The sequence below is a fragment of the Pseudomonas sp. zbq_18 genome, from assembly GCF_043102245.1.
Lineage (GTDB): Bacteria > Pseudomonadota > Gammaproteobacteria > Pseudomonadales > Pseudomonadaceae > Aquipseudomonas.
The window spans coordinates 41,658-61,508 of record NZ_JBICIT010000017.1; the positions used below are offsets into that span (position 1 = coordinate 41,658).

Sequence of the window (19,851 nt, forward strand, 5' to 3'; positions counted from 1 at the left end):
CCCACGAAGCGACAAAAAAAAGCGGCCCGAAGGCCGCTCAAGACTTGGAGTAGCGCGTTTGGATCAGCGTACGCCGGCCTGACGCAGGGCCGCCGGGGTGTACTGCGAGGCGGTAGCCTTGGCACCGAACTCGTAGGCTTGCTTCTCTTCATTCTTCAGACCGAGCACCGAGTAGCGACCGGAAATCAGGTCGTACAGGCCTTCGGCGGTATAGCCAGGCACCTGCTTGTGGTAGTACTGCTGGGCATAGCCCTCACCCACACGCCACAGCTGACCACGACCGTCGTAGTGGTCGACCAGCGCCAGCTGCCAGGTGTCCTCGTCGAAGTACATGTGACGGGTGGCGTAGATGTGGCGCTCGCCCGGCTTGACCTTGGCTACCACTTCCCACACGCGGTGCAGCTCGTAGCGCACCAGGTTCTGGTCGATGTGGCCAGGCTTGAGGATGTCGCCGTACTTCAGGCTCGGCGAGTCGAGCTTGTAGTTGTTGTAGGGGATGTACATCTCCTTCTTGCCCACCAGCTGCCAGTCGTAGCGATCCGGCGCGCCGTTGAACATGTCGTAGTTGTCCGAGGTGGCCAGACCGTCGGCGGCAGTGGCCGGGCCGTCGTAGGCCACCTGCGGAGCACGGCGGACACGGCGCTGACCGGCGTTGTACAGCCAGGCCATGCGCGGCTCTTTCACCTGGTCGATGGTCTCGTGCACCAGCAGCACGTTACCGGCCAGACGCGACGGCGCGGTTACGCTCTGGATGAAGTAGAACAGGATGTTCTCGGCTTTCTTCGGATCGAGATCCGGCAACTCGCTCGGGTAGGACACCTCGTCATGGAACTGCACCATGCTGAAGGCGCCGTTGACCTGCGGCTGCACGCGGGTCATGTAACGCTTGACGTTACCGCCGCGGTAACGGGTGGTGTGGTTCCACACCACTTCCACGCCACTCTTGGGAATCGGGAAGGCGTAGTAACGGCTGTCACCGAAGTTCTTCAGACCGTTACCGCCATCGATGCTCTCGGTATTTTCCGCGCTGACCTTGATTGCGCTGTAGATGTTTTCCGGCAGCGCGGCAGTACGGTGAGTCGGATAGACCTGGATCTTGTAGGTGTCCGGGTAGCGCTTGAGCATGGCCAGCTGGCCGGCGGACAGCTTGTCCTTGTACTGCTCGGCATTGGCCGGAGTGATGGTCAGAATGGGCTGCTCGCTGGCGAACGGGTCGGCCAGAAAGCCCTTGGCATCCACCGCACCGGCGTTGGTCGGCAGGCCGCCGGTCCAGGCGGGGATGCTGCCGTCGGCATTGCCGGCCTTTTCGGCGCCCATCGGCGTCAGGCTGGTGCCGAGCTTGGCGGCTTCTTCCGGGGACACCTTGGCCATGGCCACACTGGTGGCCAGCAGGCTCAGAACCAGAGCACCGGCTTGGAACAGGGTATTTTTCGCTTTCATCTGCATAGTCATCCTAAAGTCCGCTCTGTACTTAGAAGCTCACGCCGAAGCTGAGCGCGACGAAATCGCGATCGGTCTGAGTGTTGTAATCGCCATCGAAGAAGTCGGTGTAGCTCAGGCTGGCGGTGTAGGTGTTCTGGTACTCGGCATCGACGCCGACACTGATGGCCTTGGAGCCTTCGTTGAACACCGGACCGTAGCCGTCGACGTCATGCGACCAGGCCACGTTGGGCTTGAGGTTGATCCCGGCGAACACGTTGCTGTATTCGAGGATGCCACGCGCACGGTAGCCCCAGGAGGTGTTGGTGTAGAAACCGTGGGTGCCGTACTCCTGGCGCGCCAGTGCGCTGGTGGGAGAGCCGTAGATCGAATCACGGCCGTAGCGAACCTCGTCGCGGCTTTCCAGGCCACCGATGCTGGTGATCGCGGCCTCGCCCACCAGGGTCAGGCGCGAGGCGCCCAGCACCTGGTCGAAGAAGTGAGTGAAGGTGGTCTGTGCCTGAGTCACTTCCTTGCGGTTGTAACCCTTGCTCACGACACCCGCCTGAGCCTGTGCACCCGCCAGGCCGCCAGCAGCAAAACCACCGGCAACGGTAGTCGCCAGTTTGGCGGTCATGTCGGTACCGTTGATGCTCAGCGGCATGTTCGGGCGATAGCTGACTTCACCGGTCCAGGCGGTGCCGGTAGGCAGGGTGGTAGCGAAGCTCAGGCCGTACAGGCGGATGTCTTCCGGGTATTCGAGGTAGTACTGACCACGCCCCAGCAGGATCGGCTGCGCCAGTGCCCCACCCGCCACGCCGAAGGCAGTGGCAATGTCGGCCGCGTTGGCGTTCTGGTACATCGCGTTGGGCGTACGGCTGTGGTAGTTCATGAAGTAGGCGCCGTATTCGGTGTCATCACCGAGCCAGCGCAGGGCCACGCCCCACTGACCGTCGTCGCGAGCATCGCGGTCACCACCACGCGGAACAATCAGCCCCTCTTCTTCGACCTGTACACCGAGCGAGGCCGCAACCGACTGGAACGGCAGCAGGTTGGCGACAGTTGCCGCATCGAGGATGTTGTAATTGCTGTCACAACCATCGGCGGCCACATCGCTGGAAGCGAAGAAAGTGCCGCAGTTGTCGATAACGGTCTGATCCCACTCCAGCTGGTAGAAGGCCTCAGCCGAAAGCTGGTCGGTGATCGACTGCGAGACATAGAACATGTTGACCGGGATCAGACCTTCCTTGACCTCTGCACCAGGACGGCGGAAGGCAGCGGCATCGATCGGGTTGATCGAGTTGATCGAGTTCTGGATGAAGGTGCTCTCGCCCCAGCTCACCACCTGCTTGCCGAGACGAACGGTGCCGGGCTGATCGGCGAGGTCGTAGTTGTGATAGACGAAGGCGTCGAGGATTTCCGCACCGGAGGACTGCGCGGCTTCCTTGCGGTTGTGGTCGTCGATGTCCTTGAACAGGCGGCTCTCGTCCTTCAGCTCGAAGTCGTACCAGTACTTGCCGCGCACAAATACGCCGGTGTCGCCGTATTTCAGCTCGAGGTCGTGGATGCCTTTGAAGATTTTCGAGAAGGTCTCGCCCTTCTTGAAGTTGAGGCGTCCGTCATCGCCGGTTTGGGTGAAGCCGGTGCCACCGTTGGCGGTACCAATCAGATCCTTGTCAGGGCTGGCAGTCGACCAGCTGGCACCAACGGACAGCGAGGAGTCCAGCTGCCCCTCGATATCGCCGATATTGAAGCTCACAGCGTGCACGTTGGCTGCGCCGCTCAGCGCCACCGCTGCGGCCAGTGCATGCAGGCGAAAGTGTGTGCGCCCTGTTGTTTTTGTAGTCATGAGGCTATCCCTTGTTGGGTGTGTCGGACAGCCGCAGAAACTAATTAAACATCTCCTAACAGGTAACGGATGAAAGAATGATCCGCTCAATCACTACTAAGAGTGACTCGCTCTGCACATGCCCCACAGCAAGGGGCTGCCCGCCAGAACGAGCACGGCAGCACGCTACCGCCACCTGATACAGCGGCTCATTCAATCCCGCAATACGGATGCCGCTGCAGTTACCCCGCCCGGGTAACACAGCACTTGAGTAGCGTGTTACCGAGCCTATTCCAACTCGGCTTTCAGCGCCTCATAGGCCGGCGCGGCATAGATGCCGACCTCCACCGCCAGTTCCAGCACCCGCGGCAAGTCGCTGGTGTACACCAACACGCACTGCAGCTCGTCATCCAGCGGCTCGCTGAAGTCGACCAGCACGTAGCCGCCCTTCTCCTTGTACAGCGCCGAGAGCTGCACCTGGATGCGGTTGAGCGCCTTGAGTGGCTCCACTTTCTGCAGCTGCTTGGGCTTGATGTTGAAGCTCACCTGCGGACCGAAGGAATCGATGATCTGCTGCAGCAACTGCTCGTAGCTGTCGGCCTGGAACAGCACGGTATCCGGCAGGCTGCCGACCACCACCCATTCGCCCAGGGGAATGGGGAAATCATCGTCGTAGTTGATGTCCGGGTTGGCGGCGAGAAAGGCCTGGGCGTCGGCATAGGCCTGGGAGGCTTCGTCGGCGATGCGGGCGATTTCCTCGTCGGTCATGCAACCGGAGCTGATCAGGGTGATAAGTTCGAGGAGCTGGGCTTTCATCGCTAGGTATCCTGGGCGCCATGGGGCGCCTAGGATAACTCACCGCCTTGCTGCGGCCGTAGGCTGGCGGCAGTGAAAAAGACCCGGGCTCGATGTACCTCGCCCGGCAGACTGACTACAGCGGCGCCATAGCCGGATGCAATCCGGCAGCGGCGTTGCCGGCATCCCGGCTTCCAGGACTAGGGTCGGCGCCCGGCCAGCTTGCGCTTAGCGCAGCTTTTCCATCATCTGGTAGTACCACATGCCGGCCGCCAGCATCGGGTTGCCGAACACGTCGCCCATCGGCACCTTGATGTGCTTGCAGGCGGCGAAGGTGTCGTAGTGGCCGAGGGTGCCGGTCAGGGCGTTGGCCATGATCTCGCCCATGATGTGAGTGGTGGCGATGCCGTGGCCGGAGTAGCCCTGGCAGTACCAGACGTTGTCCGACAGCTTGCCCAGCTGCGGGATGCGGTTCATCACGATGCCCATGGCACAGCTCCACTGGAAGTCGATCTTGACCCCCTTGAGCTGCGGGAAAGTGGCCTCGATGCACGGGCGCAGTTCGCCGGCGATATCGCGCGAATCACGTCCCGAATAGTTGGCGCCGCCGCCAAACAGCAGGCGACCGTCGGCGGTCATGCGGTAGTAGTCGAGCACGAAACGGCAGTCATACACCGCCAGGGTCTGCGGGTTGAGTTCCTTGGCCAGCTCGCCCAGCGGCTCGGTGGTGACGATGCCACCCATGGCCGGGAAGATCATGCCCTTGAGCTGCTTACGCGCCAGCTTGTGGTAGACGTCGCCGGCCAGCAGCACCTGCTTGGCGTCAATGCGGCCCTGGGCGGTGATCACCGCAGGCTTGGCGCCCTGGACGATATCCAGCACTTCGGAGTGTTCGAAGATCAGCGCGCCCAGGCTCTCGGCCGCCTTGGCCTCGCCGATGCACAGGTTGAGCGGGTGCAGATGCATGTTGCGGGTGTTCTTGATCGCGCCAAGATAAATATCCGTGGCCAGGTGGCTGCGCACGCCCTCGGCGTCGAGCAGGCTGACCTCGTCGCCCATGCCACGCTCGACGGCCTCGGCATGGGAGGCGCGCAGCTCGTCCATATGCGCCGGTTTCATCGCCGCATGCAGGTGGCCGTGCCTGAGGTCGCACTGGATGCCGTACTTCTGCACGCGGTTCTTGATGATCTCGTGGCCGCGCCAGCGCAGGTGCCAGATGAAGTCGTCGACCTCCTCGCCCAGGGTGTTGCGCATCTGCTTGCGCATGGCAGCATCGCCCGACAGGCTGCCGGTGACCTGGCCGCCGTTGCGCCCGGTGGCGCCCCAGCCGATCTTGTGGGTCTCGACGATGGCCACCTTGAGGCCGCGCTCGGCCAGCTCCACCGCAGTGGCAACGCCGGTGAAGCCGCCACCGATGATCGCGACATCGACGCTGACCTGACCCTGCAGGGTCGGGTAGTTGGTTTCCTCGTTGAGCGTGGCGCTGTAGTAGGACTTGGCGCGCTCGGCGGCGGCGATCACTGGCTGGGTGGCGGCATTCATGCAGGTGTTCCTTGTTGGAAGTCATGGGCACGGCAGCCCATGAAACCCCGGAAGATTCCGGGTGAAGGCCAGCACTGGCTGGCGAAATCGACGGCGCGGCCTGATCAGGCCTGGACAGCGCGGCTATCCGGTGGCCGGGCATGACGGCAATGCCACAGCGCCCAGAAGGCCAGCGGTTGTGCCGCGCCAAGGCCGGGGCTGAGCCGGACGCGAAGCGAATCGTGAAGGGAAGCACTCATGAGCACAGAGACTCGCACGCCCTCTAGCGCCAGTTAAATCGCATTTTTTACACGTTCAGTTGCAGCATTGCTAAACAATAGCGTTGATCGATGCACAGGCTGGTGGAGCAGTTGCCTGGATCAGGCCCTCTCTCAGTCGCGGCCAAGGCCCCTACTAGGGTCAGGTGCTGACTGGGGTAATCGCGGCTAAAGCCGCTCCCACAAAATCCCAGACATACTCGCGTGGGAGCGGCTTCAGCCGCGACGCTCTGGCACGACTCCTATTGACCCTGCGACGCTAATGGCGCGCAACCACACCCATGGGCAGTGCCTGCCTAACCGCAACCTGCGCCGCAAAGGCATCGCGGCCAAGGCCCCTCCTACGGCTGGGTGTTGCCCGGCTTTGTCGCCCAGGCGCGACGCAGTTTCTGCAGCGCCTCGCCGATCTCCGCCTCTGGTACGGCAGCAAAGCCCAGCACCAGGCCTGCCCGCTCATCCTCTGCGGTGACGCTGCCCGGCAACCAGTAGCTGCTTAGCGCATTCAACTCCACGCCTACCCTGGCGGCGCTGCTGATCAGCTCGCGCTCGCGGCCCAGACTCTCGACGCGCAGGCTCAGGTGCAGGCCGGCATCCACCGCCGGCAGCGGCGCACATCCCGGCACCGCGCTTGGCCAGCCGGCCAGCAGAGCATCACGGCGGTTGCGGGCCGCGCTGCGCATGCGGCGGATATGACGCTGGAAATGCCCGGCGGCAATGAACTCGGCCATCACCGCCTGGGTGCCGATTTCCGAATGACGCATGTCCACCGCACGGCGGCGGGCGAAGGCCTGGGCCAGATGCGGTGGCAGCACCAGATAGCCCAGGCGCAGGGCGGGAAAGGCGATCTTGCAGAAGGTGCCGACATACAGCACCCGCCCCTGGCGATCCAGCGCCGCCAAGGGTGCCAGGGGCGTGCCGTTGTAACGGTACTCGCCGTCGTAATCATCCTCGACGATCCAGGCCTCCTCGCGCTCGGCCCAGTCCAGCAGCTCCAGGCGCCGCGCCAGCGACAGGGTGACACCAGTGGGGTACTGGTGCGAAGGCGTGACATAGAGCAGCCGGCAACGCCCTGCCCGCTCCAGTTCGGCGGTATCCAGCCCGTCGCCATCCACGGCAACGCCCTGCAACTCGGCGCCGGCCACGGCGAAGGCATGCCCGGCAGCGCGATAGCCGGGATTCTCCACCGCCACCCGGTCGCCGGGCTGCACCAGCAGCTGCGCACACAGGCTGATGGCCTGCTGGGCACCGCAGGTAACCACGATCTGCGCCGGGTCGCAGTGCAGGCCACGGCTGTTGCGCAGGTAGGCGGCGATCAACTCGCGTAGCTGCAGATCACCCGCCGGGTCGCCATAGCCCAGGCGCGCCGGCGATGGCTTGCGCCAGAAGCGCGCCGACAGCCGCGCCCAGGTCTCGAAGGGAAACAGGTCGAAGGCCGGCACACCGACACGAAAGGCGCGCGGCGCACCTTCCAGGGGGGCGGCCAGATGGTGCTGCTGCAGCCGCTGCAAGGCCGCGCCATGTGCCGGGCGCTGGCTTGCCAGCGGGGGCGTCCGCGTTACCCCGGCCAGTTCCATCACATAGGTGCCATCGCCCACCCGGCCCTGCACATACCCCTCGGCATACAGTTGGTCGAGCGCCCTGCCCACTGTGTTGCGCGAAACGCCCAGCACCTTGGCCAGGTCGCGACTGGCCGGCAGGCGCGCACCACCCGCCAGACGCCCATCGAGAATGCGCTCGCGCAATTCCTGGTAAAGCTGGCGGGCCAGCCCCTGCTCAGGGTCGAGGCGGATACCGGACAGGTCGACCGGCAAGAGGGCTGGCAGGCTCATGAATTGGCTCCATCGAAGTCACGAAAAATGGATCTTCTTGCAGGCCAATATCCTGCCTAGCATGGCACCACCACGCCAGAGGACCACCGCATGTACCTGCCTTCCACCTTTTGCCAGAACGACCTCAACGAGCTGCACCGGCAGATCGCCGCTTGCCGCCTGGCCACCCTGGTCAGCCACGGCCCGAGCGGCCTGCAGGCCAGCCACCTGCCCCTGCTGCTGGTTGAGGAAGAAGGCGAGTTCGGCACGCTCTACGGCCACCTGGCCAGGGCCAACCCACACTGGCGCGAGCTGGCTCTGGGTACAGAAGTGCTGGTGATCTGCCAGGGCCCGGATGCCTATGTCAGCCCCGGCTGGTATCCGGCCAAGGCCGAGCACGGCAAGGTAGTGCCGACCTGGAACTACATCGCCGTTCACGCCTACGGCCAGGCGGAAATCTTCGATGATGAGCAGCGCCTGCTGAACCTGGTCAGCCGCCTCAGCGACCGCCACGAAGCCAGCCAGCCCAAACCCTGGTCAGTGGACGACGCGCCGCGCGAGTACCTCGACAGCATGCTGCGCGCCATCGTCGGCTTCGCCCTGCCGATCCGCCGCCTGGAAGGCAAGTGGAAGCTCGGCCAGAACCGCAGCGCCGCCGACCAGCAAGGCGTGCAGCAAGCCCTGCTCAACAGCAGCGACGCACGCGACCGCGAGCTGGCCGCCCGCATGCACATCTGATCGATCAAGGAAACCCGCATGAGCCCACTCGATATCCGCGCCGTCAAGGCAGACGACCACGCCGCCTGGCTGCCGCTCTGGCAGGGCTACCAGCGCTTCTACAAGACCGAGATCGCCAGCGAGACCAGTGCGCTGACCTGGCAACGGTTCCTCGACCCCACCGAGCCCATGCACGCTGCCCTGGCCTGGCAGAACGGTCGCGCCGTGGCCCTGGTGCACTGGATTTTCCACCGCTCCTGCTGGACCTGCGGCGACTACTGCTACCTGCAGGACCTGTATGTCGATGAGAACCTGCGCGGCAGCGGCATCGGCCGGCGGATGATCGAGCACGTCTACGCCCAGGCCCGTGCCGCCGGCGCTTCACGGGTGCACTGGCTGACCCGGGAAGACAACTACGTTGGCCGCCAGCTGTACGACCGCATCGCCGAGCGCTCCGGCTTCATCCAGTACCGCACGCTGCTCTGAGCGGGCACCTGCTCTGCGCCAGACCAACACGCTCGACTGGCAGCCTGTGGCTGCCCCACGGGGCGTTTCAAGCGCACACGGCACGACTGAGCAGCATGACGAAGCACTGCTAGGCTAAATTTCCAGGTAGTCCTTCAGAAACACACAACTGCGCCGAAAAAGCTGGAACACGCAGTCATTCCCCAATGGTGGCCCACATGCTCGGATTCAATTCACGTCTCAAGGAAGAGTTGGAATGCCTGCGCGAAGAGTTCGCGCGCACGCGCCAGATCAAAGAGTCACTGCTGGAAGAAATGCTGGTTCTGGACCTCGACGCCAAAGGGCATATCACGAACGTGAACGCCCTGTTCCTGGCCGAGATGGGTTACCGCCGCGAGGACCTGATCGGCCGCGACGTGCGCAGCCTGATCCCCGACTCCTTCAAGTGCGACCCCAACTTCAAGCCGCTGATGGACGCGCTGGAACAGGGCAGGCACATCAGTGGCGCGTTTCACCTCAACCGGGCCAATGGCGATGACGCCTGGCTGCGCACCATCTGGCAACCCTCGCACAACAGCCGCAAGGAGCTAATCGGCTTTACCGTGTGCTCCAAGGACCTGACCCGCACCATCGAAACCGCCAAGGAGCACCAGGGCATCATCAGCGCCCTGTTGCGCTCGACCGCGGTCATCGAATTCAACCTGGCCGGCGAGGTGATCACCGCCAACGAGCGCTTCCTCGACGGCATGGGCTACCGCCTGGAGCAGATCCAGGGCAAGCACCACCGTCTGTTCTGCGAACCCGAGGAGTACAACTCCCAGGCCTACCGCGACTTCTGGGCCAAGCTCAACCGTGGCGAATTCGTCGCCGGCCGTTTCAAGCGCCTCGACAGCCATGGTCGCGTGGTCTGGCTGGAGGCGTCCTACAACCCGGTACACGATGCCCACGACCAGCTGTACAAGATCGTCAAATTCGCCACGGTGATCACCGACCAGGTCAACCAGGAAGAAGCCGTCGCCGAGGCAGCGACCATCGCCTACAGCACTTCGCAGCAAACCGACGCCACGGCGCAAAAAGGCACGACGGTGGTCAGCCAGACCGTCGAAGTCATGCGCCAGATCACCGAGCAGGTGCAGGAAGCCGCCGCCGGCATCGAGGCACTGGACAAGCAGTCGCAGCTGATCAGCTCGATCATCAAGACCATCAGCGGCATTGCCGACCAGACCAACCTGCTCGCCCTCAACGCAGCCATCGAAGCAGCCCGCGCTGGCGAGCAAGGGCGCGGTTTCGCCGTGGTTGCCGATGAAGTGCGCAACCTGGCCGCGCGCACCAGCCAGGCGGCCAAGGAGATCGTCGACGTGGTGCAACAGAACCAGGCCCTGGCCCAGACTGCGGTGGAAAGCATGGCCAGCAGCCGCCAGCAGGCCGAGCAGGGCCTGAGCCTGGCCAACCAGGCCGGCGCGGTGATCGTCGAGATTCAGGATGGCGCCCAGCGTGTGGTCGACGCCGTGGGGCAGTTTGCCAACCAGTTGAAGGGCTGACACCGCACCCTGCTGGCGCTAGCGCTCGATACCCCGGCTATGCAGGAAGCGGCTGAACAACTCGGCCTGTGAGGCCACGCCCAGCTTGCGATACAGATGACGGCGATGGATTTTCACCGTCTCCGGGCTGATGCCCAGTTGCCGGGCAATCGCCTTGCCGGCGAAGCCGCGCAGGATCAACTGCGCCACCTGCTGCTCGCGCGGGCTCAGTGCTTCGCTGCCCTCCAGATCACCCAGCAGCTCCGGCGCGGCGCCCTGCTCCCGGGCCAGGTTGAGCGGGCCCAGGCCCTCGACGAGAAAAGCCGTCAGCAGCGGTTGCAGGCTTTCCAACTGGGCGCGCAGGCGACGCGGCCCCGGCCCCTCATAACAGCCCATCGACAGCACCAGCACGGCATCCGGCAGGTTGCAGCAGAGCATGAACTCGTCATGCAAGGCGATGCCCTTGTAGTAGTGGCGGTAGTAGTCGGACTGACGAAAGCCCTCGGGCATGATCTCGCTCAGCGACGCCAGGCCCTCGCGCGGCCCGCGGCTGGCATGGTGGTAGAGCGGATCGAGCAGGTACATGCCACCCAGATAAGGGTCGAGCACCTGGGTGCGGCGCGTCTCGGCCAGGTTGTCGAGCAGGCAGATCGGCGGACAGCCGGGGCGGAACAGGAACAGCGCGTAGGCGACACCGGGAAACAGGGCCCGCAAGGCGGGGTCGAGCACTTCGAGCAAACGCCCCTGGCGCACGGCGGCGACCAGGGGCGCAAGCGGGGACAGATCGGGTAGCGGACTCATCATGCGATGAGCATGTCAGCCCGCCTTGATCGCGTCCAGATGTGGCACCAGCGAGTCGATCAGGGCTTTCTGGTGCGGCTGCAGATCCTGACCGCCCCAGCGCTGCAGATCCTCCAGCACCGGATCACGCACCTCGGTACTGATGCCCGACAGGGTTTCCAGCACGGCCTGGGCGCAGAACGGCACATAGCCTTCCGAGTAACCCCCTTCGTGGGTCATCACCAGACGCCCGCCACACAGCCGGTCGGCCGCCGCCAGCAACTGGCCGGTCATCCAGGCATAGTCGGCGCTGCTCAACAGCATGGTGCCCAGCGGATCGAAGGCCGCAGCATCGAAACCACAGGCGACCACAATCAGCTCCGGCTGGAAGCGCTCCAGCGCCGGCAGCACCAGGCGCTCGAACACCTCGCGGTAGGCACCACCACCGCAGCCCGGCGGCAGCGGCACGTTGAGGTTGTAGCCCAGGCCCGCACCTTCGCCGCGATCGCTCGCATCGCCGGAATCCACCGGGTAGTTGTTGGCATGGTGCAGGGAAATAGTCAGCACCTCGCCGTTGTCGTAGAACGCCTGCTCGGTGCCGTTGCCATGGTGCACGTCCCAGTCGACCACCGCCACGCGACGCACCAGGCCTTCGGCCCGCGCCGTCTCGATCGCCACCGGGATGTTGCCGATCAGGCAGAAGCCGCGGCCACGATCACGCTCGGCGTGGTGGCTTGGCGGGCGGGTCAGCGCGTAGGCGTTGTCGGCCTCGCCCTTGAGCACCGCGCGCAGCGCATCGATGGCCAGGCCGGCCGAATGACAGGCGATCTGGTAGGCATCCTGGCGGAACGGCGCGCAGTCGCCACCATCGCCAAAGCCCTTGGCGCTCTCGGCCTCCAGCCAGTCGAGGTAGCGCGTGGTGTGAAAGCGCTCAAGGTCTTCGCGCCGCGCCGGCGTGCTGCGCGGTTGCTGCAACTGCTCCAGCAGGCCGCTGACATCCAGCAGGTTGCGGATGCGGCGCTTGGTTTCCGGGTGCTCGGCGGCCGGCAGCGGCTGGATGAAGCCACCCGGCTTGTCGAACGGGCCGCTGGGGCCCGGATCGTGCCAGAAGCAGATTTCCTTGCTGAAAAACGCAGTACGACGCATACCAACTCCTTAGGCGAGAACGACGAACAGAACGGTGCTCAGCGCGGCAGCGATCAGCACATAGGGCAATTGGGTCAGAGCATGCTCCAGCGGCGTGCAGCCACTGCCCTTGGCCGACAGCACGGTGGCATCGCCATAGAAGCAGGCATGGCTGCCGAAGGCACCGGCCGACACCACGGCACCGATGGTCAGCGGCAGGCTGGCATCCAGTGCGGCGGCCAGCGGCAGCACGATGGGGAACGCCACGGCGAAGGTGCCCCAGAACGAACCGGTGCTGAAGGTGATCAGGCTCAGGGTGATGAAGGCCACGGCCGGCAGCCAGTTGCCGGTCATCAGGGGTTTCAGCGAGTCGATCACATAGGGCGTCAGGCCGAGCTTGTCGTTGATGTCCTGCAGCACGAAGGAAGTCACCACGATACCCAGCGGCATCAGCATGCTCTGGAAGCCCTTCTGCACCGATTCGAAGATTTCGTGCAGGCTCGCCAGACGCTGTGCGGCGTACAGCAGGATGGTCAGCAGCAGCGCACAGACCGTGCCCTTGAAGGCATCGATCTCGAAGTACAGGGTGAAGCCGATCAGCGCCACCAGCGGCAGGAGGAAGTTGATCAATCGCGGGCGAGCCTGGGTGGACGGCTGATCCAGGCCGCCGTCCTCGATCACCGCCGTGCCGTCGAGGGTGCGCTGCTCGGCCTTGCGCATCGGGCCCAGCGGCGGGATCAGTCCGGCGCCGACCAGCGGCACCAGCAGCAGCGCGATCCAGGCATAGAACATATAAGGTACGGCCTGCAGGTACAGGCTCAGACCTTCACCCTGGGCAGCGACGCCGTTGCCTTCGAGCAGGCCGGCACTGTAGATGGCCCAGGTCGACATCGGCACCAGCACGCACATCGGCGCGGCGGTGGAATCCACCACGTAGGCCAGCATCGGCCGGGAGATCTTGAAGCGGTCGCACAGCTTGCGCATCGAGGCGCTGACCGCCAGGGCGTTGAGGTAATCGTCGATGAAGATCACCAGGCCCAGCGCCCAGGCGCTGAGCAGCGTGCCGCGCCGCCCCTTGACGCGGGAACCCAGCCATTCGCTGAACGCCTGGGTGGCGCCGGACAGGCCGAGCAGCGCAATCAGGCTGCCGAGGAAGCCGCAGACCAGAATGATCCAGCCGATGGTGGGGTTGCCCATGACCTTGAGGCCAGTGTCGGCGAAAGCGATCAGGAAGCCCGGGCCATCGAGCATCAGGTAACCGAACAGGCAACCGCCGACCAGGGCTTCCAGGGTGCGATGCAGGCTCAGCGCCAGAATCAATACCGCCAGCGTCGGCAACAGGCTGATCCAACCCAGATGAGGCGCCTCGCCGCGCTCCACCGGCCCCATCCAGAGGGCAAACACCACCGCCAGGGCCAGCAGGCCCCAACCGATGAGCGTGCGGGAATGTGTGGGCGGCGCCGATGCGCCCTGCTCTGCCAGCTCGGCCATGAGTCAGTACCTTTTACTTGTGATTATCGTTAGGCAACCGAGCCTACGGGCAAGCGTCAGACCGACCAATAACCCTTGAGGGTTAGCCAGCAGCGACCACACTGCTTTCTATCGTGTCGCCAGGCTGTTCAAGCGCACGACTCGCCGCTAGAATTGCGCACTTTTTGATCAGAGGCGCCCCCAGCGCCCGTTTGAGGTTAGCCGCCGATGTCCACCGCCACACCGAAAGTCGGATTCGTTTCCCTGGGTTGCCCGAAGGCGACCGTCGACTCCGAACGCATCCTCACCCAGCTGCGCATGGAAGGCTACGAGATCGTGCCGACCTACGAGGACGCCGACGTCGTGGTGGTCAACACCTGCGGTTTCATCGACAGCGCCAAGGCCGAGTCGCTGGACACCATCGGCGAAGCCATCGCCGAGAACGGCAAGGTGATCGTCACCGGCTGCATGGGCGTGTCCGAGAACGCCATCCGCGACGTACACCCGAGCGTACTGGCCGTCACCGGCCCACAACAGTACGAGCAAGTGGTCAACGCGGTACACGAAGTCATCCCGCCCAAGGCCGACCACAACCCCTATGTCGACCTGGTGCCGCCGCAGGGCATCAAACTCACCCCGCGCCACTACGCCTACCTGAAGATTTCCGAGGGCTGCAACCACAGCTGCGCCTTCTGCATCATCCCGTCGATGCGCGGCAAGCTGGTCAGCCGCCCGGTCGGCGACGTGCTGTCCGAGGCCCAGCGCCTGGTCAAGGCCGGCGTCAAGGAAATCCTGGTGATCAGCCAGGACACCAGCGCCTACGGTGTGGATCTGAAGTACAAGACCGACTTCTGGGAAGGCCAGCCGGTCAAGACGCGCATGAAGGAGCTGTGCGAAGCGCTCTCCAGCATGGGCGTGTGGGTGCGCCTGCACTACGTCTACCCGTACCCCAACGTGGATGACGTGATCCCGCTGATGGCCGCCGGCAAGCTGCTGCCGTACCTGGACATCCCCTTCCAGCACGCCAGCCCGAAAGTGCTCAAGGCCATGAAACGCCCGGCCTTCGAAGACAAGACCCTGGCCCGCATCAAGTCCTGGCGCGAGATCTGCCCGGAGCTGACCATCCGCTCCACCTTCATCGTCGGCTTCCCCGGCGAGACCGAGGAAGACTTCCAGTACCTGCTGGACTGGCTGACCGAAGCCCAGCTCGACCGCGTCGGCTGCTTCCAATACAGCCCAGTGGACGGCGCCCCGGCCAACGACCTGGGCCTGGAGCCGGTGCCGGACGACGTCAAGCAGGATCGCTGGGACCGCTTCATGGCCCACCAGCAGGCCATCAGCGCCGCGCGCCTACAGCGCAAGGTCGGCACCGAGATCGAAGTGCTGGTCGATGAAGTCGACCACGAAGGCGCCGTCGCCCGCTCCTGGGCCGATGCCCCGGAAATCGACGGCAGCGTGTTCATCGACTCCACCGCCGTACAGCCCGGCGACAAGGTGCGTGTACGCATCGTCGACGCCGACGAATACGACCTCTGGGCCGAGCTGGTCTAAGCGACACCTCTATAAAGAAGCCCCGCAATCGCGGGGCTTCTTGTTCAAGGGCTATCCCTGCCGCAGCTCTAGTGGGAGCGGCTTCAGCCGCGATGCCTCTGCTCCATCCGTAGGAGGGGCCTTGGCCGCGACAGCAATGTCCGGGGCACAACCAACCTCAAAAAATCCCCGCTACCAGTCGCGGCCAAGGCCCCTCCTACCCCAGCGAGCATGCACCGCCTGCTGCTGTGGGAACGGCTGGACGGCACTCCGCTTCAGCCACAATGCCCTGCACCCCCCCAGCTCACACCCGATCCAACGGACTCAACACCCCCATGCCGCCACGATTGAGCACATGGGTGTAGATCTGCGTCGTCTTCACGTCCGCATGCCCCAGGAGCTCCTGCACGGTGCGAATATCCTGCCCACTCTCCAACAGATGCGTGGCGAAGGAATGACGCAACGTATGCGGCGTCGCCGGCTTGTGCAGACCGACCCGCCTTACCGCGTTGCGGATGGCACGCTGGATGGTCTTCTCATGCAGATGATGGCGAAAGATGCCACCCGAACGTGGATCCGCCGAACGGTTGATCGACGGAAACACAAACTGCCAAGCCCACTCCGCCGCAGCATTCGGATACTTGCGTGCCAATGCATGAGGCAGATTCGCCCGACCAAAGCCCTCCTGCAAATCCTGCTGATGCAGCGCCCGCACCCGCTCCAGATGTAACTGCAAAGGCGCCGCCAACTTGCGCGGCAACATGGTGACCCGGTCTTTCTGCCCTTTACCGTCACGAACCAGAATCTCGCCCCGGGCAAACTCCACATCCTTGACCCGCAAACGCAGCACCTCCATCCAGCGCATGCCCGAGCCATACAACAGACTGCCCACCAGCCAAAGCGTGCCATCCAGTTGCGCCAGCACACTCGCCACCTCCTCCCGCGTCAGCACCACCGGCAAACGCTGCGGCCGCCGCGCCCTAATCACCCCGTCCATCCAGGGCAACTCGATCTGCAGCACCTGCTTATAAAGGAAGAGAATCGCCGACAGCGCCTGATTCTGTGTGGATGCCGCCACATCCCGCCGCACCGCCAGATGACTCAAAAAAGCCTCAACTTCCACAGCCCCCATCTCCTGCGGATGACGGTACTTATGAAAGCGAATGAAGCGCTTCACCCACTCCAGATAGACAGTTTCGGTACGAATCGAATAGTGTCGAAGGCGAATTTGCTCGCGCACCTGCTCGAGCAGCTTGGGCTTGTCATCCATGTCGCTGTTGCTCCCTGATAGAAGTCGCATCTCCTGATGCGATTTTCAGGCTAGACAAGGACTTGCCGGACGACAAGGAGCGTTATCCGACACAACCGGCGCAAAGCATTACGCCACATGTGTCGTCTACTTATAGTTAGGCATAGGAGCATCCATGACATCGCTAGTTGATCAAATTCTAGAGTGGCCAGTAATAATACAAGGCGCCCTTGGATCTGGAGTTTTTTGGTTAATCCTATTACTTGGAGATAAGCTAATAAAGTTTTCAAGTAAACACACACTTGCATTTTCAAAAAAACAAAGAATAGAGCTTTTGGGGTCTGAAATTCTTCGTTATAAAGGACTATTGGCACCCGGCATGGAGGCTGCGACCTTATCAACTGTCGGGCTAATATATGAGGCGGTTAAGTACATTTCCTGGGCACTTTCAGCAATAACTCTTGGCTTACTACTATCCGAAATTCTCGGAGTATTCAGCACCATAGGATATCTAGTTGCCATTTATTATTTATTTTTAGCAGCACACGCCGTCAGAGATATTAAAAGCAGCGATCCAGAAATAATGAAATCCCACCTTGCTGCACTAGAAGCAAAACGAGATTCACTTAAGCAGTCAGCCTAACAACTGGCTCAAATCGCTCGCTCCGCTCACTGGGACGGGCTAAAGCCCGCCCCTTAGCCAAACGTTAGGCAAATCAATAAACCAGGAGAAAGGCATGGACTACGAAATATTGATTTCAATTCTTGCAGCGCTTTCTGGAATAACCAGCCTGATCATCGGCTTCAAAAAGACCAAGTCAGAATCTGAGGCCAACGAGTACAAAGTACTATTATCCGAGCTTGAGAAAAATGAAGAGCAGCTCAAGGAAGCATTATCAGAGGAAGAATTTGAAAAAATCATAGCCACAATCAACAAAATAGATACCAAAAACCTCAACGAAGTAGCACACAACAAGCAAAGTGGAAGCGCGACAAAAAACTTTCTTGTATACATAGTTCCCGGCATCTTAGCTCTGGGCCTAGCCGGCCTATACATATATTTGCGCTTTTCACATGCCGGCAACCCTGACTATGTGCTTCCAGAGGACTTAAGCACGCTAATGACTATAATTGTCGGCTATTTGTTCGGAGCCAGTGCAGCTAGCGTATGAAGTCGTATTGCCTAACAATGCGCTCAACTGTCGCCCACTTCGTTCGCTGGACGTCCAAAAGCTGCGCTTTTGGCCGCCCGTTAGCTTAATCGTTAGGTGCTAGGTGTAAATTTGAAAGCAATACACTTTGTATTTTTCTTAATTTCAGCAGCAGCCTTTGCCACTGAAGAAAATGATGATCCATGCAATGCTCAAGGCGGAGGCGTTACCGCAGGATACATGTGCGTAGCACAAAAAAACAAACTCGCCGACGAGCAATTGAATGCAGAATACAAAAAAGCCATCAAAAGAACTGAAGAAGAAGAAACTGCATTACGCCAGAACTGGCCACACACCGAACTGGTTAGCTTATTTCGTTCTTCTCAAAGAGCGTGGCTTAAATTCAGAGATGCCGAGTGTGAGTTCATAGGAATATCGTCCACCCCATCTCCTTGGCAAGGCGTCCAAGTAGAAGAGTGTAAATTAAGAATGACTATTGAGCGAACAGAGTACTTTAAGAGTGTTCACTCAGGCTAACGCACCTAACAAAAGGTTCAAACCGTTCGCTTCGCTCACTGGGACGGGCTAAAGCCCGCCCCTTAACCAAACGTTAGAGCTCACATCAGCATGCTGCCTACCCCAGATCCAGATTACGAAGACCCTAAAGAGGTATATGCATTTTTTGGCCTCGCTATGTACTGTGCAAATCTTTTCGAGGCCAGCCTGATAAATCTTACTGCAGCGATACATATTGATGAGGCGGAGGTAAAAACCCGAGAGGAATTTGATGACACCTTCATCCGAATGGAGTCAAAAACCCTTGGGCAACTATTAAAATCTGCGCGCTCCAAAGCATCAATACCAGAGTTCGTGGATCCCCTACTAACGTCAGCCCTAGAAAAAAGAAACCATCTTGCACACAACTTTTTTCGAGAAAACGCAGAGAAAATACTTCACCCTCAAGGCAGATGCCTAATCATTGACGAGCTGCATTCAATGATCGAGCTATTCAAAGAAACAGATAAACTAATAACCCCCATATACCTTTCGCTTTGGGAAAAGCATGGGGTAACGGAAGAGTTTATAGAATCCGCCATAGCTCAGGCGCACCTCGACAATATAGTCAAGTATGGCGAGCTCTAACAATGCGCTCAACTATCGCTCACTTCGTTCGCTGGACGTCCAAAAGCTATGCTTTTGGCCGCCCGTTAGCTTAATCGTTAGCCACCTTGAGAAACATTAATGGAAACAAAAGATAAAGAAGTGACCTGGAAACCATTTGTAGCGCTCCTATTGGTGGTATTGGGACTGTGGATACTTTCAGGGGCACTGCTATATCCATTACCTGAAAGAGGGACTTTTGGTGACATGTTTGGCGCTGTAAATGCGCTTTTCTCCGGCTTAGCATTTGCCACACTTATTTATACCATTCACTTGCAACGCCACGAGCTAAAGCTCCAAAGGGAGGAGCTAATAGAAACAAGAAAAGAACTGAACGGCCAAAAACTTCAGCTTGCCGCGCAAAACGAACTAATGAAATCAGAGAATTTTGAGAGTTCATTTTTTCGAGTACTTGAAATACTGGCAGACATAACAAAAAACATTGACATACATCGCCCCAATAAAGACCCTCTCTTGGGCAGAGACTGCTTTAGCTTTTTCTACAGAGCACTCTCAGGCCAATACGCAGACCAGCGAATCAGCACTATCACCAGCGAATCTGACGCACTACAGAATGCGTATATAGCATTTTATCAACGACACCAAAGTGATATTGGCCACTACTTTCGAACCCTTTACAATCTCGTGAAGCTTGTCGATCGCAGCGATGTTAAAGATAAAAGATTTTACACAAACCTAATTAGAGCACAGCTATCGAGCCATGAACTCTTGCTTCTTTTCTATAACTGCCTAACCGAAATGGGGCAGGAGAAATTTAAACCGCTAGTAGAAAAATACTCCCTCTTAAAAACCGTCCCACTTGAGCATTTATTAAATCCCGAGCATAAATTTTTATACTCAGACTCTGCTTACAAGAGCGGCTAACAACTGGTTCAAATCACTCGCTTCGCTCGTTGGGACCGGCTGAAGCCGGCCCCTTAACCAAACGTTAGATGCATTGCCCCACCGCACGTCGCGCCCGCTTGCCCTCATGAATACCATGTAATACATTGCATTCAACAGTATGGAGGGCA

General features: G+C 60.9%; 17 protein-coding genes and 2 pseudogenes. 10 read left to right on the forward strand and 9 right to left on the reverse strand.

Going from position 1 to position 19,851, the window contains the following annotated elements:
- Window positions 1–63 precede the first annotated feature (63 nt).
- The 5 genes from ACF8C6_RS13630 to ACF8C6_RS13650 form a co-directional block, all read right to left on the reverse strand.
- Window positions 64–1,440, reverse strand: a complete 1,377-nt coding sequence (locus ACF8C6_RS13630; RefSeq protein ID WP_392499787.1) for a DUF1329 domain-containing protein — start codon at window positions 1,438–1,440, stop codon at window positions 64–66.
- A 31-nt stretch (window positions 1,441–1,471) separates the two neighbouring features.
- On the reverse strand, window positions 1,472–3,268 hold the full coding sequence (locus tag ACF8C6_RS13635) for a DUF1302 domain-containing protein (protein WP_392499788.1): 1,797 nt from the start codon (window positions 3,266–3,268) through the stop codon (window positions 1,472–1,474).
- A gap of 267 nt (window positions 3,269–3,535) precedes the next feature.
- Window positions 3,536–4,063: a hypothetical protein gene (locus ACF8C6_RS13640; RefSeq protein WP_392499789.1), complete on the reverse strand. Its 528-nt coding sequence runs from the start codon at window positions 4,061–4,063 to the stop codon at window positions 3,536–3,538.
- A gap of 207 nt (window positions 4,064–4,270) precedes the next feature.
- Window positions 4,271–5,584 (reverse strand): NAD(P)/FAD-dependent oxidoreductase, encoded by a 1,314-nt coding sequence (locus tag ACF8C6_RS13645; protein WP_392499790.1) that lies wholly within the window; start codon window positions 5,582–5,584, stop codon window positions 4,271–4,273.
- A 598-nt stretch (window positions 5,585–6,182) separates the two neighbouring features.
- Entirely contained in the window at window positions 6,183–7,670 is a 1,488-nt protein-coding gene (locus ACF8C6_RS13650; RefSeq protein WP_392499791.1) for a PLP-dependent aminotransferase family protein, read from the reverse strand.
- 90 nt (window positions 7,671–7,760) lie between these two features.
- Here ACF8C6_RS13650 and ACF8C6_RS13655 point away from each other — a divergent pair, with 90 nt between their 5' ends.
- The 4 genes and pseudogenes from ACF8C6_RS13655 to ACF8C6_RS13670 all read left to right on the forward strand — a co-directional run.
- Window positions 7,761–8,387: an FMN-binding negative transcriptional regulator gene (locus ACF8C6_RS13655; protein ID WP_392499792.1), complete on the forward strand. Its 627-nt coding sequence runs from the start codon at window positions 7,761–7,763 to the stop codon at window positions 8,385–8,387.
- A gap of 18 nt (window positions 8,388–8,405) precedes the next feature.
- Window positions 8,406–8,852, forward strand: a complete 447-nt coding sequence (locus tag ACF8C6_RS13660) for a GNAT family N-acetyltransferase (protein WP_392499793.1) — start codon at window positions 8,406–8,408, stop codon at window positions 8,850–8,852.
- A 293-nt stretch (window positions 8,853–9,145) separates the two neighbouring features.
- Window positions 9,146–9,832: pseudogene (locus ACF8C6_RS13665) on the forward strand (PAS domain-containing protein); the annotation flags it as partial.
- Between the two features lie 102 nt (window positions 9,833–9,934).
- A pseudogene (locus ACF8C6_RS13670) lies at window positions 9,935–10,372 on the forward strand (methyl-accepting chemotaxis protein); the annotation flags it as partial.
- A gap of 18 nt (window positions 10,373–10,390) precedes the next feature.
- Here ACF8C6_RS13670 and ACF8C6_RS13675 read toward each other — a convergent pair.
- Genes ACF8C6_RS13675 through ACF8C6_RS13685 form a run of 3 tightly spaced genes read right to left on the reverse strand, consistent with a single transcriptional unit; the run spans window position 10,391 to window position 13,747 of the window.
- Window positions 10,391–11,155 (reverse strand): helix-turn-helix transcriptional regulator, encoded by a 765-nt coding sequence (locus ACF8C6_RS13675; protein WP_392499794.1) that lies wholly within the window; start codon window positions 11,153–11,155, stop codon window positions 10,391–10,393.
- A 12-nt stretch (window positions 11,156–11,167) separates the two neighbouring features.
- Complete coding sequence (locus ACF8C6_RS13680) at window positions 11,168–12,277, reverse strand: class II histone deacetylase (RefSeq protein WP_392499795.1); 1,110 nt, start codon at window positions 12,275–12,277, stop codon at window positions 11,168–11,170.
- A 9-nt stretch (window positions 12,278–12,286) separates the two neighbouring features.
- Complete coding sequence (locus ACF8C6_RS13685; protein WP_392499796.1) at window positions 12,287–13,747, reverse strand: Na+/H+ antiporter NhaC family protein; 1,461 nt, start codon at window positions 13,745–13,747, stop codon at window positions 12,287–12,289.
- A gap of 207 nt (window positions 13,748–13,954) precedes the next feature.
- On the opposite strand from ACF8C6_RS13685, the gene rimO reads away from it, so the two are divergent.
- Complete coding sequence (gene rimO / locus ACF8C6_RS13690) at window positions 13,955–15,277, forward strand: 30S ribosomal protein S12 methylthiotransferase RimO (protein WP_392499797.1); 1,323 nt, start codon at window positions 13,955–13,957, stop codon at window positions 15,275–15,277.
- Between the two features lie 283 nt (window positions 15,278–15,560).
- Here the strand turns inward: rimO and ACF8C6_RS13695 are convergent, their stop codons facing one another.
- On the reverse strand, window positions 15,561–16,526 hold the full coding sequence (locus tag ACF8C6_RS13695; protein WP_392499798.1) for an integron integrase: 966 nt from the start codon (window positions 16,524–16,526) through the stop codon (window positions 15,561–15,563).
- A gap of 154 nt (window positions 16,527–16,680) precedes the next feature.
- Between ACF8C6_RS13695 and ACF8C6_RS13700 the strand changes: the two genes are divergently transcribed.
- The 5 genes from ACF8C6_RS13700 (at window position 16,681) to ACF8C6_RS13720 (ending at window position 19,702) form a co-directional block, all read left to right on the forward strand.
- A complete protein-coding gene (locus ACF8C6_RS13700) occupies window positions 16,681–17,148 on the forward strand; it encodes a hypothetical protein (protein WP_392499799.1) in 468 nt (155 codons plus the stop codon).
- A gap of 94 nt (window positions 17,149–17,242) precedes the next feature.
- Complete coding sequence (locus ACF8C6_RS13705) at window positions 17,243–17,677, forward strand: hypothetical protein (RefSeq protein WP_392499800.1); 435 nt, start codon at window positions 17,243–17,245, stop codon at window positions 17,675–17,677.
- 111 nt (window positions 17,678–17,788) lie between these two features.
- Window positions 17,789–18,193, forward strand: coding sequence for a lysozyme inhibitor LprI family protein (locus tag ACF8C6_RS13710; protein ID WP_392499801.1), 405 nt, complete (start codon window positions 17,789–17,791; stop codon window positions 18,191–18,193).
- A gap of 90 nt (window positions 18,194–18,283) precedes the next feature.
- A complete protein-coding gene (locus ACF8C6_RS13715; RefSeq protein WP_392499802.1) occupies window positions 18,284–18,799 on the forward strand; it encodes a hypothetical protein in 516 nt (171 codons plus the stop codon).
- A gap of 99 nt (window positions 18,800–18,898) precedes the next feature.
- Window positions 18,899–19,702, forward strand: a complete 804-nt coding sequence (locus tag ACF8C6_RS13720; protein WP_392499803.1) for a putative phage abortive infection protein — start codon at window positions 18,899–18,901, stop codon at window positions 19,700–19,702.
- Window positions 19,703–19,851 lie beyond the last annotated feature (149 nt).